Origin of the sequence: Paraburkholderia dinghuensis (assembly GCF_003837865.1) — a bacterium.
Taxonomy (GTDB): Bacteria; Pseudomonadota; Gammaproteobacteria; order Burkholderiales; family Burkholderiaceae; genus Paraburkholderia; species Paraburkholderia dinghuensis.
Window position 1 is genome coordinate 415 of sequence record NZ_RQIS01000013.1, and the last position, 24,943, is coordinate 25,357.

Genomic DNA, 24,943 nt, shown 5'->3' on the forward strand with positions numbered 1-24,943 from the left:
TTGGGCCACGCGCTCGACGATGACCAGTGACTGGCATTGCAGGCCTTGCTGGCAGCGGTATGGAGGCGCAAACCGGGACCGGGCGTGATGGTGCATTCGGACCAGGGCAGCCAGTTCACCAGTGACGACTGGCAGTCGTTCCTGAAGGCCCACCACATGGTGCCGAGCATGAGTCGTCGCGGTAACTGTCACGATAATGCCGTGGCGGAAAGCTTCTTCAGTGCGTTGAAGAAAGAGCGGATCAAGCGACGTATCTACCCGAACCGGGCAATGGCTACATCGGATGTGTTCGATTACATCGAGATGTTCTACAACCCGATTCGCCGACATGGCTCCGCCGGCGATCTCTCGCCTGTAGAGTTTGAACGGCGCTACGCGCTAAACGGCTCGTGAGTGTCTATGAAACTCTGGCCGGTCCAAGGCCGTTCGCGCTGCGGTGGGTTCACGCCGGACGCGCTGTCGCCTTTCTGGTCCAGCGCGCCGGCAAGCACGCCGATCATCGACAGTGGTGACGATGCAGCGATATCACCCCTGCACGGGACATAACGTCCAGGCGATTTTTCCCCGACCCTTCGCAGCACGCGCGGATGTCTGCTCATAGAGGGGCACGACGTGCGATTCGAGCATCGCGATGGCTTGGGTCGCCAGGCGTGAGGGAGGATGCGCGCGGCGCGTGTATAGCACCAGCCGGCTTTGAAGGGTTGTCTTCGTCACGCGGATTGCGCGAAAGCTGCGCTTTAATGCATCGCTTTGCATCGCGTTCAATGTCCGCATTGCATAACCGACGCCTACCGCAACGAGGTCAAGAATCGACGTGACGATATCTATCTCGATTTCGGCCCTGGGGACATCCCGCTCACTCGCCCGCCGTCGCTTCCTCGTCGAGCGTGTCGAAAATTCCGATAACCCCCGCGGCAACATGGCTCCAGTTATCGATGACATGCGTGCCGACCACGTCGTCCCAGTATGCCTCCGATCCATAGTGAAGACGTTGCGCGTGCAACCGTCGTGTATAGAGCTGGAGATCGAACTCGGCCGTAATGCCCATCGCACCTGCGAGCGCGTGCGCGCCGTTCGCCACGTGCGGCGCCGAGCGGCTCGCGCGCGCCTTTGCGATCGCAGCCGCAATGCGCTGCACCGAGGTGCGATGCCCCTTGCACCCCAATTGCATCGCGACGCGCGTGGCGGCCACGTGCTCGGCCATCACGCTCAATTGCTGCTGCACGGCCTGGAACTTGCCAAGCGAACGGCCGAACTGCTGACGGTCGTTCACGTAGCCGAGCGTCATATCGAACACGCGCTGCATCGCACCCGACATCGTTACCGCAGTGGCGAGCGCGCCCAGTTCCGTCACGCCGCGCACCGTTGCGGGCAGCGCGCGCGCCGCACGCGCGGGATACGTGAGCGTGGCGTCCAGGCTGTCACCGTGGCCGTTCACCTCGGCGTCGTCGAGCGAGACGAAGCTCGCACCATCGTCGGTTTCGACGATCACCGCTTCGGCGACCAGACCGTATGGCACGAATGCCGTGCCGTGCCGCGAGGCATTGGCGAACGTTATCGGCCCGCGCGGCGCTTCGATATCGGCGCGCGCGAGCAACTCGCGCGCGATCATGGTGTGCGCGGCCGGCAGCGGCAGCGCGTGCGCGCCAAACGCGAACAGCGCACCCACCGTGGCGGCGAGGCGCAAGCCCGAGCCGCCTTTTTCCTCGGGCACGAGCGCGTCGAGAAAGCCGAGGGCATCGAGCTGGTCCCAGAGTTCGCGGCCAGCATCGCGGTCCTGCGCCGCCTCGACGGCGCGCACGACCTGCGGCGTGCAGCATTGTGCGAGCACTGTCTGTACCGAGTCGGTCAGCATGTCATCCATGGTGTTCTCCTCCATGTTCTTGTCCCTTTAGCGCAGCCCGAGGCCGCGCGCGATCATGCCGCGCAAAATCTCGCGCGTGCCGCCTCGCAGTGAGTACGACGGCGCGATCTTCGTCACGTAGTCGAGCGTATCGGCCAGTTCGCGCGGCACGCTTTGCTGGGGATGCGCGCCGAGCGCATCGCCGATGAGCGTCGGCACGCTCTGCTCGAAGCTCGTGCCGAGGTCCTTCACGAGCGCGGCCTGTGTGGCGGGGCTAGCACCATCGGCAAGCTGACCCGTGACCGCGACCGACATCGCACGCAGCGTCGCCAGCTCGGTCACGAATGCGCCGAGCATGCGGCGTTCGCTTTCGCCCACCTGCGTTTGCGCCGTGTGGGCGGCATCGCGCAGCGTGCGCGCCCACTCTTCCAGCAGCACGATGCTCGAATAGATGCGCTCCGGCCCGCTGCGCTCGAACGCCAGCTCGGCGGTCACTTGCTCCCAGCCCGCACCTTCGGAGCCGATCAGCGCGTCGGCAGGCAGTTCGGTATCGTCGAACGTGACTTCAGAGAAGTGCGCGTCTCCAGTGAGGTCGTGGATCGGCGCAATATGCACGCCGGGCAGCGAGAGGTCGACGATCAGTTGTGAAAGCCCGCGATGCCGGTCCTCTGGTACGCCCGAGGTGCGTACGAGTGCGATCATGTAGTGCGAGTGCGGCGCGTTGGTCGTCCAGATCTTGCGACCCGAGAGGCGCCAGCCGGTAGCCGTGCGCTCAGCGCGCGTGCGCACGCTCGCGAGGTCGGAGCCCGCGTTCGGCTCGCTCATGCCAATGCAGAAGAACGCGTCGGCCTTGCAGATGCGCGGCAGGTAGAAGGCTTTCTGTTCGGGCGTGCCGTAGCGCGCTATGAGCGGGCCGCTCTGGCGGTCGGCGATCCAGTGCGCCGAGACGGGCGCGCCAGCTGCGAGCAGTTCCTCCACAAGCACGAAACGCGCGAACGGGCTGCGTCCGCCCCCGCCGTATTCGCGCGGCAGCGTGAGGCCCAGCCAGCCGCGCGCGGCGAGCTGCCGGCTGAAGCCGGCGTCGAAGCCGAGCCATGAGCGTGCTCGCACAGCGGGTGGCACGCCCTGAAGGGCCTCGGCGAGGAAGGCGCGCACGGGAGCGCGCAGGGCCTCGTCCTCGGGGGGAATCGTTCTGAAGGTGAAGGGATCGGTCATGGCGTGCTGCTCAAAATTGAGTTCCAGGCAATACGAAGTAACCGGGTGCGCACGTGCTCATTCGGGGCAGCCCGCGAGCATGCGCTTGACCGTGTACGAGAGCACGAGCTCGTCGCGCTGATTGAGCACTTCCACGCGGCTCGTCACGACGGCGCGATTGTGTTTGGAGGTGGGTTTCACGTCCTCGACTTCCACCACACCGTAGATCGTGTCGTTGACCAGCACCGGCGCGTGCGCCTTCATTGAGAACTCGAGCATCGCGAGCCCCGTGCCTTGCACCATGGTCTGAAACAGCAGGCCTTCGATCAGCCCGCTCGTGAGCGCGCCAGGGACTGGGCGGCCGCTCATGGCGCCGTGCTCGAAATGCGCGTCGATGAAGATCGCCTCCAGCATGCCGGTGGCCGAGATGAAATTCACGAGATCGGTTTCCGTGACCGTGCGCCGAAACGTGCGAAAGCGTTGACCCGCATTCAACTCTTGCCAGTAGAAGCCGCGTCCGAGCAGTTGGGTGTCGTCATGTGTCGTCATGCCTGTCTTCCTCCCGATGATGGATGGCGCGCTGCGCCGATGTCGTGCTCCGATTCTAGAATCGAGTTCCGATATCCGCAACACGATTCCGATATCGGAACATGATTTGAATCCATGGAGTCGCCGATAATCCATTGTTTACAAACGGAAAAATGCGAAAACATCGGCCCTGAAAGGGTATACGCCAGGCGTATAGTTCGTTCCGAATTCAGAATCCGGTGCTACATTCAGAACCAGTCCGGCACTGCCGGCACACTAGCCCGACCGATTCGAGTAGACCTGAAACACGGGAACAAAGGAGACAAGCTGGATGAACGCCAATCCCGAGATCGCGCACGCAGGCGCGTCCGCCGAAGCGGTGCCGCGACGCACGGCCAGCGTCATATTTGCCGGTAGCGTCGGCAACGTGGTGGAGTGGTTCGACTGGTCTGTATATACAACCTTTGCGATCTACTTCGGCAAGCAGTTCTTCCCCGCCGACAACGACACGGCTTCGCTGCTCGCCACCTTCGCTGTGTTCGCGGTGGGCTTCTTCATGCGGCCGCTGGGCGGTTGGGTGATCGGCGGTTTTTCCGACCGCTTCGGGCGGCGCGCGGCGCTCACGCTCACGATCATGATGATGGCGGGCTCCTCGCTGTTGATCTCGGTGCTGCCCACCTACGCCACGATCGGCGTACTCGCGCCGGTGCTCATGACGGTGCTGCGCATGGTGCAGGGTCTTTCGGTGGGCGGCGAGTACGGCGCGGCCACCACGTTTCTCACGGAGTCCGCGCCCGCGAAGCGGCGCGGCCTGTACGGCAGCTTCCTGTTTTTCAGCATCGCTGCAGGCCTGCTGCTTGCCTCGGCGCTCGCGAGCGTGATGACGAATGTCATGCCGAAGGAAGCGCTCGTGGCTTGGGGCTGGCGCATTCCGTTCTTTATTGGCGGCTGCGGCTCGCTTGCGGGCTTCTGGATGCGCCGCAACGTGGGCGAGTCGCACGCGTTCGAGCAGTTGCGCCGCTCGGGCCGCATCCAGCGTCGCTCGCTGTGGTGGACATGGTCGCACCATCGCACCGCCGTCATGCGCCTCGTGGGCATCAGCGTGCTGGGGGCGTTCAGCTTCTATCTGTTCATCAGCTTCATGCCGATCTACGCGATCCGTCACGCGGGCGCGACGCCGGCGGACGCATTCCTCGCCAGTACCCTGAGCATCGCCATCTTCATGCTCGCGCAACCGTTTTTCGGTGCGTTGTCGGATCGCTTCGGGCGGCGTCCGCAGTTGATGGTGTTCGCGGCGGCCTACCTCGTGGGGCTCTATCCGGTGGTGCGCTCGATCGGCCCGGGTATTCCGTCGATGCTGCTGGTCGAATTATTCGGATTGCTGACCTATGGCCTCTATTCGGCAATCGCGCCCGCGGTCATGGCGGAGCTGTTCTCGACGGAGGTGCGTGGCATCGGCATCGGCGCGGCTTACAACCTCGTGGTCGCGTTGCTGGGCGGCACGACGCCTTATCTCATGACGTGGCTGCAGTCGCAGCAGCGCGAAGGCTGGTTCCTCGTCTACGTGTGCGCCAGCGCGGCTGTCAGCCTCTTCGCTTACTGGCGCATGCCCGAGACGCGCGGCAAACCGCTCGAATGAGCGGCGCGAATGCGCAAGTACTGAACGTGTAGTCCCGCAATCCAGGCAAAGGTCATTTCACATGCAGCAGCATACGCGACATCCATCGGCATCACCGTCAACGCAAACGCAGGCACCGGATCCAGCCCAACGGGCACGGCAAGCAGGCGGCCAGCGCCGCCGCCCGCTCGAAGGCATTCGGGTGCTCGATCTTTCGCGCGTGCTGGCCGGGCCGTGGTGCACGCAGAATCTCGCGGATCTCGGCGCGCAGGTGATCAAGATCGAACGGGCGGGCAGCGGCGACGAAACGCGCGCGTGGGGCCCGCCGTACCTGCGCGACGAAAACGGCCGCGACACGGTGGAGAGCGCCTATTACCAGTGCGCGAACCGCGGCAAGCTCTCGATGGCGGTCGACATCGCCGCGCCCGAAGGCGCCGCGCTGATTCGCGAGCTCGCGAGCCAGTGCGACGTGCTGGTGGAGAACTTCAAGGTGGGCGGGCTCAAGAAGTACGGGCTCGACTATGAAAGCCTTTCGGCAGCTAACCCCGCGCTCATCTACTGCTCGGTGACAGGCTTCGGGCAAACCGGGCCGCTCGCGCGCCGCGCCGGCTACGACTTCCTCATTCAGGGCATGGGCGGCCTCATGAGCATCACGGGCGAACCCGACGGGGAACCCGGCGGCGGCCCGGAGAAAGTGGGCGTGGCAGTCACGGATCTCATGGCCGGCATGTACGCGACAACGGGCGTGCTCGCCGCCGTGATCGAACGCGAGCGCAGCGGCCTCGGCCAGCATATCGATATCGCGCTGCTCGACTGCCAGCTGGCGATGCTCGCGAATCAGTCGATGAACTACCTGTGCACTGGCGAGGCGCCTCGACGGCTCGGCAACGCGCATCCCAACGTCGTGCCGTACCAGACCTTCGCAGCCAGCGACGGGCATCTGATTCTCGCGTGCGGCAATGACAGCCAGTTCCGCTCGCTGTGCGGTGCGATGGGGCTCGACGAACTGGTGGCGGATCCGCGCTTCGCCACCAACAGTGCGCGCAGCGTGAATCGCGCGCTGTTGCTGCCAGTGCTCGAAGAGGCGTTCCGCATGCGCACGCGCGACGCGTGGATCACCGCGCTCGAAGCCTGCGGCGTACCGTGCGGACCGATCAACGACGTGGCGCAGGCGTTCGGCTCGGAGCAGGCGCGCGCGCGCGAAGCGGTACGCCACATCGCGCATCCGCTGGCTGGTACGTCACCGAGCGTGGCGAGCCCGCTGCGGCTTTCGGCGACCCCCGTCGAATACGATATTCCGCCGCCGCTGCTCGGCGAGCACACGCGCACGCTGCTCGACGACCTGCTCGGTCTCGACGCCGCACGCATCGACGCGCTGTGCGCGAGCGGGGCGGTAGGCGCGAACGCGGTCGTGCGTGCGCGCGGCGAGCGCGAGGCAGATGCGGGGGACAAGGCGGCCGCTTGAAGGAACCCCGGCCGCTGGTGGCGTGGTCGGTTTGCACGCATTTCGAGGGCAGGACGACATGTATAATTTTCCGCACCGTTCAACCGTCAATCGATCCATGCCGCGCCACTCCGAAGACCGTGAGCCACGCACCGACGCCGCCGCTGCGTCGCCCGGCCCGCGGGCCACTACGCGCATCGTGCAGGTGCTGCGCATCCTCGCCGACCACCCGCAAGGCGCCACGCTCACCGAGCTCGCGGACCTGAGCGCGACCCCGAAAACGAGTCTGCTCGCGCTGCTGCGTGCGCTCACGCACGCGCACTACCTCGCGCATGACGGCAGCAAGTACGTGCTCGGCGTGGAGGCCTTCAAGCTCGGTGCGGCTATCGTTGCGCAGCGGCGCTTTCCCGAGATTGCGCGGCCGGTGATGGAGCGGCTCGCGCTGGAGGCTGGCGAGACGATCCTGATCGGCCAGCTCGCGAGTGACCGGCCCTCCATGGTCTACGTGATGTCGGCTGAGAGCCGCAGCGCGATCCGCTTCATCGCGGGTATTGGCGAGCGGCGCGAACTGTTTTCGTCGTCGGGCGGCCGAGTGCTGCTTGCCGCGATGAGCGAAGCGCAGCAGGCCGAGTACTTCCGCACGGCCGAGCTGCGCGCCCACACGAGTGCCACGCGCACGCACAAGCGGGAACTCAAGGCCATCCTCAAGGAAGTGGCCGAGACAGGTGTCGCCGCCACGGTCGAACAAAGCTCGGCCGACGTGGTAGGTTTCGCCGCACCGATACGCGACGAGTCGGGTGCAGTCATCGCAGCGCTCGTAATGGGCACACCAGTGAGCCGCGGCGTGCCGGGTATGGAGCGCTTCAAGGCCCTGATCATGCGCGGCGCGGTGGAGGTGTCGGCATTGCTCGGCCACGCAGAGCCGAAGATCAACCTGATTCATGCGTCCGTGTAGGTCGCTTCACGACCGGACACGCCCTTCACATGCGAGTGAGCGTTGATGAACAGCGCTTGTAGACGACCACCCCGACAAGAATCACACTCCCCCGCCGACTTCAAGCCTCGGTGGGCTGCCAGTCGAGCTCTTTCGCATGCGAGGACTCGCGCCCGACATCGTCACGGGTTTCGACGACACCGGCTAGCCGTTACGCTGCGCAAAACCGGTCGAGTTACTGGAGGGCGTTCGACGAAAAAGGCGGATTCCGACCGCTACGGCGTCCTCGCCGTCGGAGCGACGTTGCGTGTCCAACCATCCATACAGTCACAACGTGCCCGTGCGGTATCACCCCTGACCGGGGTCAGCGGGCAAGATGGTCGGCTCAACCCGGTACCCGGCCTGCGTCAGTAGCCGGATAAGGCCCGCAGGACCAGGCAGGTGGCCAGCACCGACAAGCACGACTGCATTTCCTTGGTCGAGGTAGCGCTGTAGCGGCGTCATCCACGCCCGGTTACGCTGTTCGATCATGATCCGGTAGAACGTCGCCGCATCGGCCGGATTGGCGTAACCCGTACTGACCTGTTCAAGCACCGCGTCGAAATCACCACGGTTCAGCGCAGCAACCATCGCGACATATGTGCCTTCGACGTCCGGGGCGAGAGCCATGCGCAATTGTTCCTGGTAGATCGGCTCGGGAACCGCGTTGCGCTGGGCGTCGACCGCTACCTGCGTTTCGAGCGTCACGACTGGCACCTCCAGCCTGGCGGCGGCCTGCGTAAGGATCTTATCGCGCGAAAGCTGACCAGCGCCCGCGCAGCGCTGGCTCGCAACCGAAGCGGCGCCGGCCGCGCTTTTCATCGCCAGCATGAAGTCAACCACCTCGGCGCTGAATGCGGGCCTCGCACATTGACCACGGCGTTTGAGGACCGCAACGTCCTGGTCGGACAGCATCATTGCCCACGGCGCGCGTTCCAACTCGTGGTGCGTCTCCAGGCTTGCGAGCGCGTTCGGGGCAAGCATATCGCGCAGGTCCTGCCGGACTGGCTGCGGTCCTTGGATAACGGAGCTCTCGATCACAAGACGCGACCTGCCCCGCAACACGGAAGGCAACGGCTGACGAAGGCCGGCATACGGAATGTGCATGTCGGGCACCAGCAAGCTCACCGCCCCGTCGGGAGCCGTGACCTCAAGCGCAGGAACGCCGTCGTAGGATGCTGCGCAGATGCCCCTGGCCGCAACAAGCGTCGCGAGTACAACAGCAAGCCGCTGTGACGATTTTCATCGATGTAGTCCTTTTGCAGGAGGACAATCCGGTATCGATAGTCCACACCCTGTGTCGTAGTTCCTGCCGCATCATGGGAGGTTGACGGCACAACGACTTTTCGTCTCCCGCAACGGAACCACCGACCATCATTCTATGGCGATCACGCTGACGCACGAAACTTCACCCGCCATCGCGCGCTCTATCATCGAAACACGCGTCTTCATTGGCGGCCCGATCCTGGGCGACGCAGGCATGAATGCCTGTATTGAGGGTGTCGCGTACAACGCCGACCAGGCCGAACGCAGAGGCGCACTCATCGAGTTCGAATGGAGCGGGCCGATCCAGTCGGCGCCAGCGGACGGTCGGCACGAGCCGGGCGTGCTGTACGACGAGAGACCGCACCGTGCGTTCATATTCGTCTGCACGCGCGAGCATCTCCGTGTGACCGGTGTGCGATTTCGGAACGGCATTTCGTGGCGACACGCCGTGCGCGTCCCGCCCCGGCCGGCGGGCAGCGGTCTGTGGTCCGCGGCTGCGTGGCTGGCGTGGGCGCGGGCCTCTGCACCGCGCTGGCTGGACCGGCAGGCGGAGGACCTCGAGCGCGCGATACAGGAGCGTCTGGCCTCGGAGCCCACCGTATCGGTGGAGCCTCCGGCGAGTTGCCCCTATCTGTTCATCCTGAGAAATCGCGGACTGATCTGACGAAGTGACGCAGGCCGGCGATGCCTAAAATCGTTGCTCGAGCAGCCATAAACCGTATTCGTTCTGCCAACGCGGCACCACGCTGTCGCGGTCAATCCAGCCGTCTGCGCTGTTCGAGCTCGGCGCGAGTCCGTTCGAGCTCATCGGCGATCAGGGTCTCGTCGGGCAGCACCGTCTGGTACTCCGCCGCGAGAATCTTGTTCGGCAGGTTGTCGAGTGCGTAGTGCGCCTCGGCCGCCCCCTTTTCCGCACACAGGATCAGCCCGACCGGCGGGTTTTCGCCTGGCTTGACCCAGTGCTCACGCGTGTAGTTCAGATAGAGATGCATCTAGCCGGCGTCCGCGTAGCTGAAACGGCCCACCTTCAGGTCGAGGAATTCCAGGACAAACGGATCGCGGATTGCCTCCTCCGGCGTGGGAAGGTCGCCGGGCTCGACGCCGACCGCCTTCCTGAGCAGGACCGCCTTGTTACGCGATAGCGCCAGCCGCTCGTAGAGCTGGCTGCCGATCTGGCCGTCGAGCTGCCGGACTGACCAGCCTTCGCGCAAGGCTTCGGTTTCGTAGAAGGCGCGCGCCGTGGGTGTCTTCAGAGAAAGCAGGCGGACGTAGGCGGACCATGGAAAGGGAAACGCCTGCGCAACAGTGCCGAGCTCGAGCCCATGGGGCGCTACCGCCGACGCCAGCGGCGATCCGTCAGAAATTGCAGACAGCGTCTGCACAATCCGGTCAGCCGGCCACGCCAGATAGAAGGCTCGCATCTGCGCCAGGTTACGCCCGCCGAAGCCCCGCCCGAACCGCTGCGACAGATCGGCGCCCAACCGCCTGATCAGTGCGTCACCGTATGCCGCCCGCTCCTCTCCCCCCTGCTCAAACACAACAATGCGCCGGCCAACCTCCCAGTAGGTCGCGGTCATCAACGCATTGACGCTGCGGGAGGTGGTTACGCGGGCGGCCTCCACCACCTCAGCAATTTCACGTTGCAGACCCGCGTAAATCGCCGGCACGATGTCGCTCTTCGTCACCGCGCGTTCACCGCATCCCTGAACGCCTTGCCAGCGGTGAACTTCACCGTCCTGGCGGCCGCGATCCGGATTTCTTCGCCTGTGGCCGCCTTCGTGTCACCCCTAGTTGTAACGACCTGCAATCGACGGGGGCCGTGCTCGCAATCGACGCAGCTTCCGGCTCGGATTAGTTGCGACTGACACACCCCGCCGGCTCACATTATTTGCGACTGAGCTTGCAATCATCCGCGTCGGCTTGCAATCCATCGTTGCCCGCTCACATTAATTGCGGCCAGTCGATGTAGACAAGCAGCAGGCGCGGAAGCATGTAGGTCGAGAAGCAGTTGGCGATTGTAGGCGGGGTCATTGGTGGTCGCGCCGTCATGCGGTACACCTATCTTCAGACGGGCAAGCCGGCGGCCAGCATCCGGTCGCGCATGTCGGATCAAGCTGGTTGTCGAACAGTGCGCGGATCTCGGTGGGCTTCGCGTCAATCTGTTCGGCAAGATCCCGAACGCCGAAACCCAGACGCTTGAGCGTCGGTTCTAGGTCATCGAGCTGCCTCGACAACACGGACTCCACGACCATCACCGACACCGGCTTTTCACCCGCCTCGTAGCCGGCTTCCAGGGCGCGCGTCAGATGCCACTGAATCTGCAACGGCGTGCGTAGCTTCTCGGCAAACACATCGACCGCCGCTTCGGTCAGGATCGAATCCGGTTCGACATCGCGCTGGCTGCAGTTGTCAAGCAGCCATTCGATGTAAGGGCGCTGCACGCCGGCGACGCCCTCGAAATCGAACACGTCGGTCCGGTAACCGATTTCTTCCATGGTCGGCCGCCCGAGTCCATATCGCAGCCGAGGCTGCCCGACCAGCACGACCGAGAGCAGGCCGCCCCCGTCCTCGACCACTTCCATCAACCGTTTCAGGCCGTTGAGCGTGTTGCCGTTGAGATCCTGCGCTTCGTCAACGAACAGGACGACGGGTCGCCTGGTCTTTTTCCAATCTTCAAGTTTTCGAAACATACTTCGATAGGATCCACATCCTGCTTTTTTGGAAGTCCAGGCGTACGATGCGAGTTGATAAATTAGGTATTTTGTAAGCAGGTACTGATTTCGCTAGGACGGGTCGCTTTCCTAGTCCTTTCCCATAAAAATTCTCGAGTTCACGATATTGAATCGAATATTTATTTCGATGGCATTGTCCGCGCTGACTTTACCATTACTCTTTCTCATTATTCCCATATTTGTTCTTCCGCCAATAGCTTTTTACCTCGGACTTAAGGTAGCCCTGACAAAAGAGCAGCCTGGTCTAGTTCGTCTCGTGGGTCTCTTGGCAGCCCTCTTTGCTGTTGCTGTTCTCTTGGGGTCCTTCTGGATCGTAAACACCGGATACCGCGCTTAATATCCCGGCAGGGAAGCTTCGCCTCATTGAACCAATCAGTTGCGTGATCAACAAGTTGATCGAGCTCGCAAGATCAATACCTCGATCGAATAGATCAGAGACTCCCTAATATTGAACGATGGCTTCGATCAATGCGGGCCTTAACCGGGTGGCCCCAACCTGATGAAGCAATGAGGTCAGCGACACCCGCGGCCATCGTCTAGCTCATCGAGTGGCTGCGCGCATGCCAAACGCGTCTGCTTTAAGCGCAGCAAACTTCCGCTGTGGGTCGTGTGCTGCCCGATGGAAGAAACCCACGTTTTCGGGGGCACATCATGCGGGCATGGGCTGGTCGCAAATAATGCGAGCATGCAACAATGGATTGCAAGCCGACGCGAATGATTGCAAGCTCAGCCGCAAATAATGTGAGCCGACGGCGTGCTTCAGTCGCAATTAACTTGAGCCTAAAGTTACATTGATTGCGGGCATAGTCGTCGTCGATTGCAATCTGTTACACCTAGTTGTAGCGACTTGCATTTGAAACCGGGCGTGCTTGCAATCGACGCTGTCTACTGCTCGAAATAACTGCGACTGATGAAACCCTCGTGCTTGAATTATCTGCAACTGTGTGGGCTGAATCCGCTACATGGGCCATCTGCCGCTCCACATCACGCATCACCCATCCAACGCGCGAACGCAGCGTGCGTAATGCCTTTCTCATGCGTTTGTACTGCTTCGCGTGAGCGTAGCGGCCAATCTGCAGCCCCAGCCGAGGCGCCTCGCGGTTGTAGTTTTGCCTCAGTTTCAGACCGTTCCGCGCCGCAGCCTTCACCAGATGTTCGCGGCACCGTTCGAGCAATCGCGAATCGGTTGGGTGTGCGATCGCCTTCTCCATAACGGTCGTATCGACAATCACGCGCTTGACGCTCGAGGCCTTGATCACGCCAGCGCGCTTTGCTGCTTCGATCGTCCCGGCGAGCAATTCTTCAACACCGGCTTCGCCCAGTCGTTTGCGCCAGCGCGTCAGGCTCGACGGATCGACTGGCGGCTCGGTCTGCAGATACGTCTGGCCCGTAAAGACCTGCCAGCAGGGGTTCTCAACCCATTGCCAGACGACCTCTTCGTCGGAGAGATCAAAAGCGTGTTGCAGGTAGAGTAGTCCCGCAATCAGGCGCGGCGAACTCGCCGCTCGGCCTTTGGCCGACACGAAGCTCCCGGTCATTGATGCGCCCAGTCGCTCCCAGTTGATCAGGTCGGCCAAACGTATCAACGGATGCTTCAGGTTGATCTGTTCGCACAGCGGTTGGCGGAAGAAATCTCCCTCCGTCACAGGCGTCTTCGGACCCATCCGCACCTCGTCAAAAATGCAGGATTCTCGCGTCAATGTGCCAGGTTCCTGCAAATTTCACAACACCATTTCGGCCTCAAAGCTCTGCCGCACAAGGAGTTCCGAGTTGTTCAGGGTCGACTACGTAACGCAAAAAGCACTTTCGCGTGCTCGCCCGGCGTTCCGGCAATCCCGTCGACATCGACGGCGACATGCGAAAACGGCGCGATCATGTCGACCGTCTCGGGCCGCAGCGCGTCTTCGATCGCGAGCTGAAGCACACCGATCGTCGCGTAATACGGCGTGGGATTGCCGATTTCGAGCGTGACCTTGCCGGGCCAATGGACGAGCGAGAACGTCAGGTGTTTCGGTAAATCTGTTTCGGGATACGGAAGCTTGTCGGGCCGCACGAAGACCTTGATCTGTGTGCGCATCGTGTCCGTAACCGCAAAGCCCATTGTTGTGAGGGCCGAGAGAAACAAGAATCGCATTTTTGTCCAAGGCTCAAGAAGACGCTTGCGAAGCGAGGAAACAGAAACGTTCACAAGACCGGGCCGCTTTTCCCTCTATACCGTTCGCGCAAGCGCGAGGAATGCTTCGAATGACGCAGGCCACGTCAAGCCATCGCGCTCGACGGCCTGGCGCAACGTTGTGGTCCCGCTCGCTCCGCAGCGGTTCGCCACGTCCTTGAACGTCAGACCATCGGCAACCAGGTCGACCGACGCTCCGTTGCGACTGAACAGCGCGTAAAGGTCATCCGACATCCGTTGAAGACGCCAACCGCGTAGCGCTGCCGCAATGAACAGCGGTTTGTCCAAGTCACTGAACGCGAGGCTCATGCTTTTCCTTCGCCTTCGTTACCAGATTGTTTTGACGTGTGCGTAGGACTGGATCTTCTCGTCCTTCGTCACGAGCGGAACCGAAAATTTGCGCGCCGTCGCGACGATCATCCGGTCCGCAGGGTCCTTGTGAAACTCGCCAGGCAGTTCCACCGACTTGACTGCAATTTCGCTGTCCACCGGAACGAAGCGCACGGCTTCAATCGCCGACACCGCCGCGAGCCAGCTGTCCACATCCATCGACAGCACCAGCCTCTCCCGCTCGACCAGCATGGCGATCTCCCACGACGAGATCGAGGAAACCAGAATCACGCCGCCGGCCGTCTCGCGGTCAGTCGCCGCTTTCGCCTTTTTGCTCAGGGACGGGTCGCCTGTCACCCACCACACCAGCGCGTGCGTATCCAGAACGATCACTGCGCCGCCTCCCACTCGACATCCACCGGTGCGGTCGGATTGTCATAACGCACCACCGACCCGCGCAGCACATCCAGCGGGTCGCGCTCGAGCGCCCGGTACGGCCGAACTTCAAGTGCGGGCTTGCCGTGGTCGGTCACGATCACACTTTCGCCCGACGCCTCAACCTGCCGCATGTATTCGAGCGCTTTTGCCTTGAATTCGGATTTGGAAACATGGTTACTGTCCACGTCGCACCTCTAGTCACATACCATATTCATAATCATAGCATATGTGACTATCTTAGATAGTCATTTTCGCTGCTGGCCGCTGCGGGCCAGTTCCGGGACATCTCTTCGCTTACGGGCTGCCCCGTCACTATCTTCCCGCCCCAATAGTTAACAACGCCACGCCACCGTCAGACTCACACCGGATTACGTTCCGTTTACGTGATCACCCGTTTCGGTCCCGTGATCGCTCGTTCCGGTATCGTGATCGCGATCTGCCGAAATGCATGATTACGTTCGCCGGAATACGCAGGCAGCCTTTCGATCGACGTCGTCAAGGCAAGGAAAAAGCCGCGCCGGCTTTTCGCCAGACACGGCTCGCAGCTTCACGCCGCAATATCCCGCGAAACGCCAACAAAGTTCAGCCGCTTCACACGTTTGGCTGCCCTGGCAGGCCTTCCCGCTTGATTGTCCGCTGCATGAACCGATATCTCGCCCCACGCCATAAGGACTTACCGCGAATTGCGTCGAGCAGCGACTCCAAGTCTTCGTCATCCGGATCGGCGTGACGAGCCGCTTCCGTCCAGCGGACGGCCTCCTTGTAGTTGTAGTGCTCCGTGTTTTTCTCGCCATACCACCAGCCCAGCGCCTGCATGGCACCGACATGCCCGCTGCGCGCAATCTCGATCGTGCGGGGCAAGACGTGCAGCCGTGCGAACCGTGGGAACCCGCGGTTGCTCAACACCCAGCCATGCGCTCCTTCGAGGCGGGACAATATGTCTTGAGAGAAGTCGTCGAGTTCGTCTTGCGACCGGAGTAGATTCACTGCGGTATCCAGATGCCTGAGAGCATCCCGAGCCGCTTCACCCGCCTGGTTTCCGGTGATCGTGTTGTTGAGCACGCCCTTGAGTTGCCCTGAGACGAGATTGATCATCGCCACGATATGGCCGTTGGCGGCAGCCTGCCGGAAATATTGAATCGCGCGGTCGTGATCGTTGCCCTCGTCGTCGAAATAGCAGCCGCAGAGGAATTGCGAGCTGGCATCGCCATAGTCAGCGGCCCTCAGCCACATCGGCAGGAACGGCTGGTCGCCCTCGATATTCCTGAGATCGTCGATGCACTTAAAGGGAGAGAAACCGGTATAGCTGAGATCAGGCGTAAGCTCTGCCGCCCTTCGATACCAGCCCTCGGCCACTTCCGGTCGCTTTTCGACGCCAGCCCAACCCTGCGAGCACAGGAAACCGTACAGGGCGGCGGCCGGCGAGTTCACCAACCGGTTGGTTGCGGCGATCTGGCCAAGCCACGGGCCTCTCTCCGAGCTAGCTACCCATGTCGCGACGGCGCGGACGATCTCCCACTCCTGCAAATGATTGTGCGGCGCGCTTACCACATAATGCTTGCCCGCTTCATCAAACCGGCCGAGCTTGGCGAGTAGATAGGCGATATATTTATGGACGCGTCCGCGCAGATTATCGGGTAGTGGACGCTTCGCCAGAGCCTCGCCGATCTTCAACTGATTCCGGACTACCCGCTCGTCTTCCAGAAGATAGCCGTCGACCTCCATCTCGTCATACCACGCAACAAAGCGCAGCACGTTGCGCTCGATTTCATCGAAACGCGCGCACAACGGCTGGTCGACGAATTCGAGCATTTCCTTGATGCTCCCGCCCCAGCGCGGCATGCGCAGAAACACATAGCGCGCGGCTGCTTCGAGCGCGAATGGATCCATGGCGAAGGCGACGCGCAACCAGTATTGCAGGGGAACAGCGCCTTCATCGACCGTTATTTCGGTGGCCGGGTCGCGGCGCCACGACAAAGCATCGCCGGTCAGGACGCCCGAGAGCATGTCCGGCAAGGACTGGTTGAAAGTCTGTCCGCCCGAACGGCCGCGCAATGCCGCAAGGTCCCCGGATACCCGACGCGCGGGTATGCTCTCCGGACGCTCGCCTTGCAATAGCCATGCGGAACACCAGCCCGGCTCCCCGACCGCCGCGACGGAGTAAAGCACGGCGCGCGCGGAGAGCCACGCGTGCGCGTCTTTCTGCAGAAGTCTGAAGAGCGCGCAAAACATGGCATCCTGCGCGAAGCCGCAGCACGACCACATGGCGTCTGTTACCTCGTCAGCCATGCTCCCGCCACGATATTCGCCGAACCAGGCGGACCAGTAGGCGACTTCCAGCATGCCAGGGAAAGAGCTTGACGGATGGGCTTCGCTCCAGAGAAGCAATTGCTCGAGCACGGCCGGGCCGCTCTTCAGGGCATGAATCGAGAAATCGTTCTCCCACCGGCTGTAGTCTTGCTGGCCGCGGTAATCGTGCGCCTTCTAGCGTAGTTGCGAAAGCAACTGCTCCAGCTTGTCCCATTCGTGCGCTGGCATGAGGGTTTCGAAATCGATGGGGATGTCATGCGCCCTCGCCTCTTCAACGGGCAGGGCTTTTGCTTGAGTCATGGCAATTAATGTTGATTGTGAGAATCGGTTATGCAGCGGATGAAAGGTCGAAGGACGACCAGTTCAGCTTTTTCCAGACCGCGCTGGAGCGCTGGAAATCGTCCCATTCGACTAGCGCCGCCATGTTCGGCTCCGCGCGCGGGTCGGCGCTCCGGGGAACCAGCGAGGTGCGGCCGCGCGCGGCCGCGAGACCGAACATCGTCCAGCCGTCGAAGCACGCGCGCACTCGCTGGGCGTTGAGCAGGAGCAAGGACCACGCAAGCGGTGCCTCGACGAGCCCCCAGACGACCAGAAATCGCAACAGATAGCTTTGACGCATGGCATGCGCCGCGAGAAGCTGCCACGCTTTGCCTGGCACATCGCCCCGGATCGCGGCGAGTCCACGAAAGCTCGGGCAGTAAAAGAAGTTCCGCCGGAAGCGCGTCACCGCCTCCCTGCCATCGCGACCCAGACCGAGCTCCTCGCAGATCTGCGCCTGCTGTCGCCGTGCAAAAGCCGTGGAAAGCTTCAGCGAGCGTGTCATGCCTGTGCCGGCGTGCCGGAAAAACTGCGGTTCGGCGACGGCGAGTGCCCATTTCCTGCGGCGTTGGCGCGTCGAGGAGCCCGACAGTCGTGCAAGCCAGCCCTCGCCGTCAGCGGATAAAAGGTCAGGCATGCCAGGGAAATGGCGGGCAAAAACGTCTTCAGGCCAACTTGCGTCCGGCAGATCGTCGCTCGATGATATTTCGATCGCCGCTGTAACCGCAGCGTGCCGGGGGCCCCCTGCGTCGGCAAGCGTGTTACCAGCGGCGAGCGCGAGCCACTGTGTGCGGGGATCAGGCGCACGAAGCTGGCTCGCCAGATGAGGAAAAACCGCGATGAGATCGTGTTGTTCGTCGAGCGCATCCATCTCGGCGAAGCTCTTGTAGCCGAACTCGACAGGCTTGCCCGGCACCGCGGGAAGCGCGTGCGGGATGGCGCCGAGATTGGACAGATCGACACTGTCGTTCGGACGGGGACGCAAGGTATTGAGCAGCGCCAGGACATCGGGCAAGTAGCGGGCCGTCGGCGTCGCGTTCTGCTTACCCTTGATCTGCCCCACGCTCCATTCGCCGAAATCCTCGATCAGGCTGATCGTCACATGCGGACGGTTGCTCGCGTCCCGCAGGCTGAAGAGACGCAATCGTCCCTCTTCGCATGCGCTTGCGTAATACTCGCCATAGCCGCCTTCAAGGCGGTCGCGGTCGGCGAACTGACCGAGGCAATGCTGCATGTGGAACGACTCGTAAGACATCTCGCCGGCAGCACATTACGCGAGCCGTGCAATTCGACGAATTGTCCATTGGGTGTCGCGAGGACCGCCTGAATGGCCAAAGCTTCGCTTTCCCTCCAGCCACGCTGACGCCGGGTCCTCATGCGGTCGTGATCGTCGTGCCATCCTTTGAAGGCGGCCGCGGCAGTGATGCGCTGAAGCCTTCCCGCTCCCAGCGTCGACAGACGGGTCTGCAGGAATTCGACCAGGCAGTTCTCCTGCTCAAGCAGGAGATTGTGCTCGGGATCGATGTAGATCATGTCGCGCCTGCCGGCCGACAGTTTCTGGCGAAACCAGTCCGGAACAGGCGCCGCCCCACAGCAAATCTGCCACGCTTCGATACTCGTCACCGCTACGACGTGCTCGAAACTGCCTATCACCCAGCGGAAAAAATGCGTTTCGAGCCAGCGGCTGACGTCGGCACGATCGCGTCGCAGGCTACTGCGTCTCGCGATAGACTGCCGGATGGACGCGGCATTGACGACGTCACGCGAAGACGTGGGAGTAACGTTCGTAAAAGACGCAGAGAGACTGGACATGTCGAGGGTTCGGTGCGCGAGAAAATAAAATGGACTTCTTCCACTGGGCGCAATCGCGCCCACGTTTGCGGACAGCCATTCGCGTTGTTTCGGTACGTGCCTTGGCCACTATCGATCCGCCGAGGTAGCCGGCGGTCAGATAGCTTCCGTTTGTTCCGTAACCCGCTGCTATTTCACGCCTGTTTTCTCGCATTCGACGCGCCTTCCTCTTTGATCTGTGCGCCCGCGCACCTTCGTGCAAGCCAGTTAAGCTAACTCGCATCGCGGATCGTGTTCGCGGAGTGGCTGCAAGATTTGACATGAATCAAGGGGGCGGATCGTCAGAGGACATCTGACGCGAGGTGCGTATCCAGAGTGGCTGGAGTGGCGACTGCAGAGATAGTCGAAAAACGGACCGCAAGGTCCGTTTTTTTATCTGGTCCGGGGCGACCTTCTTGGTGATAGTGCCGCTCGATCAAGGCGAGCAGGGCCGTCCACGGCACCACCTTCTCCATCTGTGCCAGGAACACCTCACGCCGCGTCTGCTTTTTCTTGGCATCGAAACTCAACGAGGCGAACGAGCGCTGTTTCATCGGGGCGAGTCAGGCAAGGCGATGGCGCATCTTGGCTCGCGCTGAGACGATCGTCTTTAGGACGCGTCCGGTAGTTGCGCCTTTGCCGTCGGAGCACACTCTCCGTTAATTGTGCAGAAATTTTCTAAGTTATGTCGAGCAACCTTTTGGATGAATGACATTGGGCTATCTTCGCAAACGAGACGCCGCAGTATCCAATACGGCCTTTTGGGACCGTATGAAAGACCCTGACCCCGCTCTTCGGGTCAAGTTTCATATTCTCGGTGGCATTGTTGAGCCGCCGCGGCTTACGCCTGTCCAGCACGTGCTGTGGCCCATCGCAAATGAGCGCGATAAACAGGCTCGAGAGGCATCAATAGAGGACCTCTCAAATTGGCCCGGCGCTACTGAGCTGGTCAAGTTCTACAGTCAATATGATGGTTTCTTTTTTTGTCGTGCGTACGACGTTCGCTATGACAAGGCGCTTCCTCTAGTCGACATATTTGGGGCTACTGAGATACGGGAGTTGACGAGGCGCTACGAACCTGGTGGTGATCGTGCGTATTCGATCGAACATAACAAGAGCAACAAGATCTATCGCGGCGGCTCCGGTTCATGGATCGTGTTCGGTGAGATCGACGGCGGACCCAACGCGCTATCTCTCTTCCTCGATGGAGAGTTCGCGGGGAATGTCTTTCTGATTCAATGCCAGCCGCGATTCAATATACTTAAACCGATCGCCAAGGGGTTTGAGGCTCTTCTTCAGCGAATGGGGAAGGATCCTGCGGCTTTCCTTAGGCTGGTCGGCGCAACGGTGACGTTAAGTGGCGAAGAACATTGGCCCGGGTTTGACCCTGGGCTACCTCAGTACGGCTTTACACCGCTTGACTATCTCAAAAGCATCCTTGCGATCGAGGAGCCAGCAGGAATTGGCTAGTCGACTTTGTCGTTCCTCGAATTGTGCAGAGCATCCTTTGGGACATCGCCCAGGCACGGACACCGGTGCAGTTGGAAACCTCCTCACGAAGCGAGCTGCACGCCGTGGCCTTTTCGCAGACCTGTGGGCGCTAGGCGACCGCGAATTGTTTCACTGGTCACTGCCCGACTCGTCGCGTGATGCGGCCGCGAAGGGCAGCTTTCCGGATCAGTCCCACTAAAGCCAGCGGCAAGCCACCACCACCGACAGTGACCCAGATTTTCCGGGCCGCTTTTTTTAGGTGGCAACCGGCACTTCCGGGGCACGCCGATTCCAGTGGCGGGCGCTACAGGATTGCATCGTTAGGGTCATCCGCGAGCGAGCCGAACGTCGTGCAACCGTCGCGAAGGAATAGCCACGGAAGTCGTGGAGCGCAGGCAGGCTACGCATCATCTGCCGAAAAAATCGGCCAAACAATTCCGGCTGGATACGGCGCCCCTTAAAAAAGGATTTCATGGCCGCGCCCACCGATATCATCCGTTTCACGCGCCTTCTGCACGCCGATGGTGAGTTTATTCTGTTCGACAGTGGGGCCGTCACGAAATGGGCGGACCCGCGCAGGAACGCTCATCGCGGCTGGCTGCTTCTACAGTACCGCTGAATCCCACCCGACATGCCAGGAGAATCCGCCGAGACGATCGGGTACAACGCGGACCGCCTTTTAGCCAGAGTGCCATACGGAAACAGCTTTGCTTTCGATATGCATTCAATCAGTTCCAGCTGACCGCTTACGCGATTTTCCGATCAGGCGACGCCACACCCAGCGCCATGCCAGGCAGATCGGCAAGGCCAGCAGCAGAAACGGAATGGCGTAGGACAACATATGAATGGCATCGGCAATCTTCAGGCTGCAGTCGGCTTTCAACATCAACAATGGCGGATTCGCGAGGAACGAGTCGCTATTCAACCGGTTGGCGTACGTCGGACTTCAGAACGACACCTACGGCACATTAACCCTTGGCCGTCAGTTCGACTCCGTGGTCGATTACCTCTCTCCGCTATTCCGGTCCAATACTTCTCGGAACTACCCTTGTTTGCGGGCCTGTCTGCCGATCTGCGCGTAAGCACTGTATCGATACCGTCTTGACCGATGCCGACTCTGCGACTGCAAGGTTACAATTTTTGCGGAACGGCGACCGTGCCGCATCTTATGGTAGTTTTCAAAGCGCCTGGAGACAGTCGTAATGCTGTCTGTCACGGAACATCAGGGCTTGTTCAAAGGGTGGACTAGAGAATGAGTTGGCATACGTACATGCTTTTTATCGGTGCGAGTCTTGTGCTCTGCCTGGTGCCCGGCCCCGACATGCTATTTCTGTTGGGCCGCACGATCGCGCAGGGACGGGCTGCAGGATTATGTGCAGCCTTTGGCATCAACCTTGGTGCCTACATTCATTTGCTCGCAGCAGTGACAGGATTGTCTGCCCTGGTCCTCGCGTCGGCGACGGCATTTACTGTCGTGAAGTTCGTCGGAGCGGCTTATCTCGTCTATCTGGGTTGGGGGCGCGTTGCGCGCGAACGGCGGATTCGCGCTCCAGGAGAGCAGTGGCAAGAGTCCGCTAAGGCATGTCTTCTGGCAGGGATTTCTCAGCGACGTGCTAAACCCGAAGGTGGCTCTGTTCTACACTGCACTACTGCCTCAATTCATGAGCGCGCATGATCCTCGACCGGTCGCACATCTCTTCGAGCTGGGCGTGATCGGCAACACCGTTGGGATCAGCACAAGCATCGCCTATGTTTTTCTCGCATCGCGAATGACGCAAGCGCTTCGGCGAAACGCAACCATCTCGGCTTGGCTGACAAAGGCAATGGGCGCTTTGTTCATCGGGTTAGGTGCGAAACTCGCGACGGAGAAGCTGTGAGCAAGCATGCGATCTGCACCGATACGATGGACGCTGACTTATGCGAGGCTTGGCTAGCGGATTGGATCGATGCGTGCGGAGGCGGGCAGCATAGGAGCGACGTTCCAAGGTAGTAGTTCTTCAATCCTGTTCGCTGGGTGATCGGCGATGCGTTCGATGACGTAATGCAGGTAGGCTTCGGGGTCAATGCCATTCAGGCGGGCAGAACCGATCAGGCTGTACATGGCGGCTGCGCGCTCCCCGCCTGAGTCAGCGCCGGCGAATAAAAAATTCCGCCTCCCGATTGCCACGCCCCTCAATGCCCGTTCAGCGATCAAATTGTCGATTTCGGCCTGACCATCGCTGCAGTAATAGATCAGCGCAGGCCCGCGATTCAACGAGTACTGGATCGCTTTGGTCGTGTCCGACTTCGCGGAGAGTGTGAGAAGCGTCGCCTCGAACCACCGCTTCATTTCATCAAGCAGTGGAACGGCTTGCGCCTGGCGGATGCGCCGTCGTTCTTCAGGTGGCTTTCCACGAATGTGCTCTTCGATGCGATAGAGTGCGCCGAAGCGCTTCAGTGCTTCGTTGGTAATGGGCGATGGCCGCACCGCGTGCAAATCGTGCAGCTTTCGTCGCGCATGCGCCATACACGCTGCCTCTCGAATCGCACCGCCGACGTACAACTCCGCGTAACCGGCGAATGCGTCTGCCTGCAGTACGCCCTTGAAGTTGGCAAGATGTCGCTGGGGATGTTCGCCGCGACGATCCGGTGTATAGGCAAACCGGACCGCTGGAGGATCCGAGGCACCACTGGGCCGATCGTCGCGCACATACACCCAGAGACGGCCTGTCTTGGTCCTGCCATTGCCTGGCGCGAGCACCGGCAGCGGCGTATCGTCACCGTGAACCTTGGCGCCTCCAAGGGCATGGCGGCGTACCGCGTCGACCAGCGGATTGAGCAGCCACGTCACACTACCCAGCCAGTGGCCCATGGTGCCCGGCTTGATCTCGACGCCGTCACGCGCGTACATGACAGACTGCCGGTAGAACGGGATGTGGTACGCGAACTTCGATGTTGCGATATGTGCGAGCAGTGCCGGCCCCGGAAGGCCACGATCGATTGGGCGGCTCGCCGCTGCGGCCTGCACGATGCAGTCGCAGCACGAACAGGCGAACTTGGGGCGCCGATGATGGATGACGCGGAAGTGTGCACGCACGTATTCGAGCTGATCGGACACATCTTCGCCCAGCGGCTTGAGCGCGCCACCACACCCTGGGCAGTGCTCATCAATGGGCAGATGTACGCGCTCTTCTCGCTCAAGGTGATCGGGCAGCGATTTACGACCGGTGCTCTCGCGACGTGGTTGCGTCTTCTTCGCGTCAGTCTGGGCGGCCGCACCTTCGTCAGTCTGAAGGTCCTCAAGTCGTAGCTCAAGCTGCTCGATCTGACGCGCCAGCTTCTCGGACTTACGACCGAATTGCATGCGGCGAAGCTTTGCGATCGTCAGCTTCAGATGTTCGATCTCGATCGTGCGGGAGCTGAGCTGATCCTGCAGTTCGGCGACCCGCTGCGCGTTTGCATGGGCCGACACCGCATGCGCGCGTACCAACGCCTTCAGCGCGTCAATGTCGTCGGGCAGGTCGGTATCGGCCAGATCCATTGCGACCGTTTACGACCATCTGGCTCACATGGATCATCGGGTAACAGACGTTTGCAAAGCGCTGCGCGGACGTGCTGCGTCGACCGGTTCTCGCCAGTCAAAGCCTTCGAGCAACAAGGCAAGCTGCGCCGTCGTGAGAGCCACAACACCGGCGTCGGCGCGGGGCCAGGCGAAACGCCCCTTCTCAAGACGCTTCGCAAGTAAACATAGGCCGCCATCGATCCAGTACAACGCCTTCAGAAGGTCACCGCGGCGGCCTCTGAAGATAAAAATATGGCCTCCATAAGGGTCTCTCTCCAACACCATCTGTACCTTCGCGGCGAGCGAATTGAAGCCGGCGCGCATGTCAGTGACGCCCGCAGCGATCCAGATCCGGGTGTTTGCAGGCAGGCCGATCATCGAAGAATCCGCTCGAGGACCAGACGCAATATCGTCGCGTCAGGCACGCCTTCTATCCGAAGGGACGTATTACCATGTTGAAGCTGAATGCAGCCCTTTGCAGCGACGGCCGGTGCAGGCGCGTCTTGCGCATCCGGCGCCTGAACTGTCAATCGGTCGGACTGTGCATCGACAACGCCAGGCAGCATGGCCTGCATCTGCGCATCCTCGACTAGCAAACCCTGAGCGTAAAGTTTGCGCCACGCCCACACCTGGTTGGCGTTGATGTTGTTCTCGCGGGCAATCCGGGCGACCGCGGCGCCGGGCTCAAACGTCTGCTCAACAACCGATCGTTTCCACTCCAATGGATGCCGTCGGTTCTGCCGCTTGGCGGGTAACTCGACTGTCTGAGACACCGTGTCCATTCTCCGCTTTTTGTGGACACGGTCGGTCATCCGTGCCCGTCTCAGGCGATGATTGCATCATCTGCGCAAGGCGGGGGAACGGTACAGATCAGACGCTTACCGTCCTTATGCGTCCTGGCGACAAAGCGACTG

The 24,943-nt window shown here is 61.4% G+C and carries 22 protein-coding genes and 8 pseudogenes; 10 read left to right on the forward strand and 20 right to left on the reverse strand.

Translation table 11 applies throughout. From position 1 onward, the window contains the following. Positions 1-393: pseudogene (locus D1Y85_RS27700) on the forward strand (DDE-type integrase/transposase/recombinase); the annotation flags it as partial. A gap of 463 nt (positions 394-856) precedes the next feature. Here D1Y85_RS27700 and D1Y85_RS17905 read toward each other — a convergent pair. The 3 genes from D1Y85_RS17905 to D1Y85_RS17915 are packed head-to-tail and all read right to left on the reverse strand — an operon-like array spanning position 857 to position 3,586. Beyond that, positions 857-1,864, reverse strand: a complete 1,008-nt coding sequence (locus tag D1Y85_RS17905) for an acyl-CoA dehydrogenase family protein (RefSeq protein WP_185219032.1) — start codon at positions 1,862-1,864, stop codon at positions 857-859. 27 nt (positions 1,865-1,891) lie between these two features. Continuing rightward, a complete protein-coding gene (locus D1Y85_RS17910; protein ID WP_124152421.1) occupies positions 1,892-3,058 on the reverse strand; it encodes an acyl-CoA dehydrogenase family protein in 1,167 nt (388 codons plus the stop codon). Positions 3,059-3,115: 57 nt separating this feature from the next. Further along, on the reverse strand, positions 3,116-3,586 hold the full coding sequence (locus D1Y85_RS17915; RefSeq protein WP_124152422.1) for a MaoC family dehydratase: 471 nt from the start codon (positions 3,584-3,586) through the stop codon (positions 3,116-3,118). A 310-nt stretch (positions 3,587-3,896) separates the two neighbouring features. On the opposite strand from D1Y85_RS17915, the gene D1Y85_RS17920 reads away from it, so the two are divergent. The 3 genes from D1Y85_RS17920 (at position 3,897) to D1Y85_RS17930 (ending at position 7,582) form a co-directional block, all read left to right on the forward strand. Next, entirely contained in the window at positions 3,897-5,204 is a 1,308-nt protein-coding gene (locus D1Y85_RS17920; protein ID WP_124152423.1) for an MFS transporter, read from the forward strand. A 181-nt stretch (positions 5,205-5,385) separates the two neighbouring features. Then, positions 5,386-6,648 carry a CaiB/BaiF CoA transferase family protein gene (locus D1Y85_RS17925; protein ID WP_246024959.1) on the forward strand — a complete coding sequence of 421 codons (1,263 nt, stop codon included), beginning with the start codon at positions 5,386-5,388 and terminating at the stop codon, positions 6,646-6,648. A 97-nt stretch (positions 6,649-6,745) separates the two neighbouring features. Further along, entirely contained in the window at positions 6,746-7,582 is an 837-nt protein-coding gene (locus D1Y85_RS17930) for an IclR family transcriptional regulator (RefSeq protein ID WP_246024960.1), read from the forward strand. Positions 7,583-7,909: 327 nt separating this feature from the next. Here D1Y85_RS17930 and D1Y85_RS17935 read toward each other — a convergent pair whose 3' ends face one another. Further along, positions 7,910-8,728: a TraB/GumN family protein gene (locus tag D1Y85_RS17935; protein ID WP_148089152.1), complete on the reverse strand. Its 819-nt coding sequence runs from the start codon at positions 8,726-8,728 to the stop codon at positions 7,910-7,912. 253 nt (positions 8,729-8,981) lie between these two features. On the opposite strand from D1Y85_RS17935, the gene D1Y85_RS17940 reads away from it, so the two are divergent. After that, positions 8,982-9,530, forward strand: a complete 549-nt coding sequence (locus D1Y85_RS17940) for a hypothetical protein (RefSeq protein WP_124152427.1) — start codon at positions 8,982-8,984, stop codon at positions 9,528-9,530. A 91-nt stretch (positions 9,531-9,621) separates the two neighbouring features. Here the strand turns inward: D1Y85_RS17940 and D1Y85_RS17945 are convergent. The 12 genes and pseudogenes from D1Y85_RS17945 to D1Y85_RS18000 all read right to left on the reverse strand — a co-directional run. Then, positions 9,622-10,551, reverse strand: a pseudogene (locus tag D1Y85_RS17945) (PDDEXK nuclease domain-containing protein). Then, positions 10,548-10,637, reverse strand: a pseudogene (locus D1Y85_RS17950) (HU family DNA-binding protein); the annotation flags it as partial. The pseudogenes D1Y85_RS17950 and D1Y85_RS17945, both read right to left, overlap by 4 nt. A gap of 274 nt (positions 10,638-10,911) precedes the next feature. Beyond that, positions 10,912-11,556, reverse strand: coding sequence for an AAA family ATPase (locus tag D1Y85_RS17955; RefSeq protein ID WP_246024961.1), 645 nt, complete (start codon positions 11,554-11,556; stop codon positions 10,912-10,914). Positions 11,557-12,553: 997 nt separating this feature from the next. Then, a pseudogene (locus D1Y85_RS17960) lies at positions 12,554-13,262 on the reverse strand (IS5 family transposase); the annotation flags it as partial. Positions 13,263-13,372: 110 nt separating this feature from the next. Beyond that, complete coding sequence (locus tag D1Y85_RS17965; protein WP_124152428.1) at positions 13,373-13,732, reverse strand: fimbrial biogenesis chaperone; 360 nt, start codon at positions 13,730-13,732, stop codon at positions 13,373-13,375. Between the two features lie 75 nt (positions 13,733-13,807). Beyond that, entirely contained in the window at positions 13,808-14,080 is a 273-nt protein-coding gene (locus D1Y85_RS17970) for a hypothetical protein (protein ID WP_124152429.1), read from the reverse strand. Positions 14,081-14,098: 18 nt separating this feature from the next. After that, a complete protein-coding gene (locus D1Y85_RS17975; RefSeq protein WP_124152430.1) occupies positions 14,099-14,494 on the reverse strand; it encodes a type II toxin-antitoxin system VapC family toxin in 396 nt (131 codons plus the stop codon). Beyond that, on the reverse strand, positions 14,491-14,724 hold the full coding sequence (locus D1Y85_RS17980; RefSeq protein ID WP_124152431.1) for a type II toxin-antitoxin system Phd/YefM family antitoxin: 234 nt from the start codon (positions 14,722-14,724) through the stop codon (positions 14,491-14,493). The genes D1Y85_RS17975 and D1Y85_RS17980 overlap by 4 nt, the downstream gene beginning before the upstream one ends. A gap of 406 nt (positions 14,725-15,130) precedes the next feature. Continuing rightward, positions 15,131-16,978: pseudogene (locus D1Y85_RS17985) on the reverse strand (DUF4034 domain-containing protein); the annotation flags it as partial. 45 nt (positions 16,979-17,023) lie between these two features. Beyond that, positions 17,024-17,149 carry a hypothetical protein gene (locus D1Y85_RS27950; RefSeq protein ID WP_281278297.1) on the reverse strand — a complete coding sequence of 42 codons (126 nt, stop codon included), beginning with the start codon at positions 17,147-17,149 and terminating at the stop codon, positions 17,024-17,026. Positions 17,150-17,177: 28 nt separating this feature from the next. Next, complete coding sequence (locus D1Y85_RS17990; RefSeq protein WP_185219033.1) at positions 17,178-18,401, reverse strand: hypothetical protein; 1,224 nt, start codon at positions 18,399-18,401, stop codon at positions 17,178-17,180. Positions 18,402-19,398: 997 nt separating this feature from the next. Beyond that, positions 19,399-19,551, reverse strand: a pseudogene (locus tag D1Y85_RS18000) (IS5/IS1182 family transposase); the annotation flags it as partial. Between the two features lie 154 nt (positions 19,552-19,705). Here D1Y85_RS18000 and D1Y85_RS18005 point away from each other — a divergent pair. Further along, positions 19,706-20,467, forward strand: coding sequence for a hypothetical protein (locus D1Y85_RS18005; protein ID WP_221410319.1), 762 nt, complete (start codon positions 19,706-19,708; stop codon positions 20,465-20,467). Between the two features lie 493 nt (positions 20,468-20,960). Next, positions 20,961-21,107 carry a hypothetical protein gene (locus D1Y85_RS27120; protein WP_185219034.1) on the forward strand — a complete coding sequence of 49 codons (147 nt, stop codon included), beginning with the start codon at positions 20,961-20,963 and terminating at the stop codon, positions 21,105-21,107. Between the two features lie 105 nt (positions 21,108-21,212). Here the strand turns inward: D1Y85_RS27120 and D1Y85_RS27125 are convergent, their stop codons facing one another. Further along, the gene (locus D1Y85_RS27125; RefSeq protein ID WP_185219041.1) at positions 21,213-21,374 is read right to left on the reverse strand and encodes a hypothetical protein; all 162 of its coding nucleotides are present in this window, start codon (positions 21,372-21,374) and stop codon (positions 21,213-21,215) included. Between D1Y85_RS27125 and D1Y85_RS18010 the strand changes: the two are divergent. From D1Y85_RS18010 to D1Y85_RS27955, 3 genes and pseudogenes are all read left to right on the forward strand, one after another. Further along, positions 21,343-21,507, forward strand: a pseudogene (locus D1Y85_RS18010) (porin); the annotation flags it as partial. The gene D1Y85_RS27125 and the pseudogene D1Y85_RS18010 overlap by 32 nt on opposite strands. 251 nt (positions 21,508-21,758) lie before the next feature. Then, positions 21,759-22,016, forward strand: a pseudogene (locus D1Y85_RS28105) (LysE family translocator); the annotation flags it as partial. Beyond that, positions 22,012-22,365, forward strand: a complete 354-nt coding sequence (locus D1Y85_RS27955) for a LysE family translocator (protein ID WP_281278298.1) — start codon at positions 22,012-22,014, stop codon at positions 22,363-22,365. The pseudogene D1Y85_RS28105 and the gene D1Y85_RS27955, both read left to right, overlap by 5 nt. Before the next feature lie 53 nt (positions 22,366-22,418). On the opposite strand, the gene tnpC is transcribed toward D1Y85_RS27955, so the two are convergent. From tnpC to tnpA, 3 genes are read right to left on the reverse strand one after another with little or no spacing between them, the layout of a single operon-like run. Further along, the gene (tnpC, locus tag D1Y85_RS18025) at positions 22,419-24,008 is read right to left on the reverse strand and encodes an IS66 family transposase (protein ID WP_124152439.1); all 1,590 of its coding nucleotides are present in this window, start codon (positions 24,006-24,008) and stop codon (positions 22,419-22,421) included. Positions 24,009-24,041: 33 nt separating this feature from the next. Next, on the reverse strand, positions 24,042-24,407 hold the full coding sequence (tnpB, locus tag D1Y85_RS18030) for an IS66 family insertion sequence element accessory protein TnpB (RefSeq protein ID WP_124152440.1): 366 nt from the start codon (positions 24,405-24,407) through the stop codon (positions 24,042-24,044). Continuing rightward, the gene (gene tnpA, locus D1Y85_RS18035) at positions 24,404-24,811 is read right to left on the reverse strand and encodes an IS66-like element accessory protein TnpA (RefSeq protein WP_185219035.1); all 408 of its coding nucleotides are present in this window, start codon (positions 24,809-24,811) and stop codon (positions 24,404-24,406) included. Before tnpA ends, tnpB begins: the two co-directional genes overlap by 4 nt. Positions 24,812-24,943 lie beyond the last annotated feature (132 nt).

Excerpts from the sequence above, each read along its gene's own strand:
- D1Y85_RS18005 (WP_221410319.1), top strand. The coding sequence starts at position 19,706 with ATGACATTGGGCTATCTTCGCAAACGAGACGCCGCAGTATCCAATACG.
- D1Y85_RS17965 (WP_124152428.1), bottom strand. The coding sequence starts at position 13,732 with ATGCGATTCTTGTTTCTCTCGGCCCTCACAACAATGGGCTTTGCGGTT.
- D1Y85_RS17955 (WP_246024961.1), bottom strand. The coding sequence starts at position 11,556 with ATGTTTCGAAAACTTGAAGATTGGAAAAAGACCAGGCGACCCGTCGTC.
- D1Y85_RS27120 (WP_185219034.1), top strand. The coding sequence starts at position 20,961 with ATGGCCGCGCCCACCGATATCATCCGTTTCACGCGCCTTCTGCACGCC.
- D1Y85_RS27125 (WP_185219041.1), bottom strand. The coding sequence starts at position 21,374 with ATGTTGAAAGCCGACTGCAGCCTGAAGATTGCCGATGCCATTCATATG.
- D1Y85_RS17930 (WP_246024960.1), top strand. The coding sequence starts at position 6,746 with ATGCCGCGCCACTCCGAAGACCGTGAGCCACGCACCGACGCCGCCGCT.
- tnpA (WP_185219035.1), bottom strand. The coding sequence starts at position 24,811 with ATGGACACGGTGTCTCAGACAGTCGAGTTACCCGCCAAGCGGCAGAAC.
- D1Y85_RS17970 (WP_124152429.1), bottom strand. The coding sequence starts at position 14,080 with ATGAGCCTCGCGTTCAGTGACTTGGACAAACCGCTGTTCATTGCGGCA.
- D1Y85_RS17920 (WP_124152423.1), top strand. The coding sequence starts at position 3,897 with ATGAACGCCAATCCCGAGATCGCGCACGCAGGCGCGTCCGCCGAAGCG.
- D1Y85_RS17940 (WP_124152427.1), top strand. The coding sequence starts at position 8,982 with ATGGCGATCACGCTGACGCACGAAACTTCACCCGCCATCGCGCGCTCT.
- tnpC (WP_124152439.1), bottom strand. The coding sequence starts at position 24,008 with ATGGATCTGGCCGATACCGACCTGCCCGACGACATTGACGCGCTGAAG.
- D1Y85_RS17915 (WP_124152422.1), bottom strand. The coding sequence starts at position 3,586 with ATGACGACACATGACGACACCCAACTGCTCGGACGCGGCTTCTACTGG.
- tnpB (WP_124152440.1), bottom strand. The coding sequence starts at position 24,407 with ATGATCGGCCTGCCTGCAAACACCCGGATCTGGATCGCTGCGGGCGTC.
- D1Y85_RS17910 (WP_124152421.1), bottom strand. The coding sequence starts at position 3,058 with ATGACCGATCCCTTCACCTTCAGAACGATTCCCCCCGAGGACGAGGCC.
- D1Y85_RS17905 (WP_185219032.1), bottom strand. The coding sequence starts at position 1,864 with ATGGATGACATGCTGACCGACTCGGTACAGACAGTGCTCGCACAATGC.
- D1Y85_RS27950 (WP_281278297.1), bottom strand. The coding sequence starts at position 17,149 with ATGACTCAAGCAAAAGCCCTGCCCGTTGAAGAGGCGAGGGCGCATGAC.
- D1Y85_RS17990 (WP_185219033.1), bottom strand. The coding sequence starts at position 18,401 with ATGCAGCATTGCCTCGGTCAGTTCGCCGACCGCGACCGCCTTGAAGGC.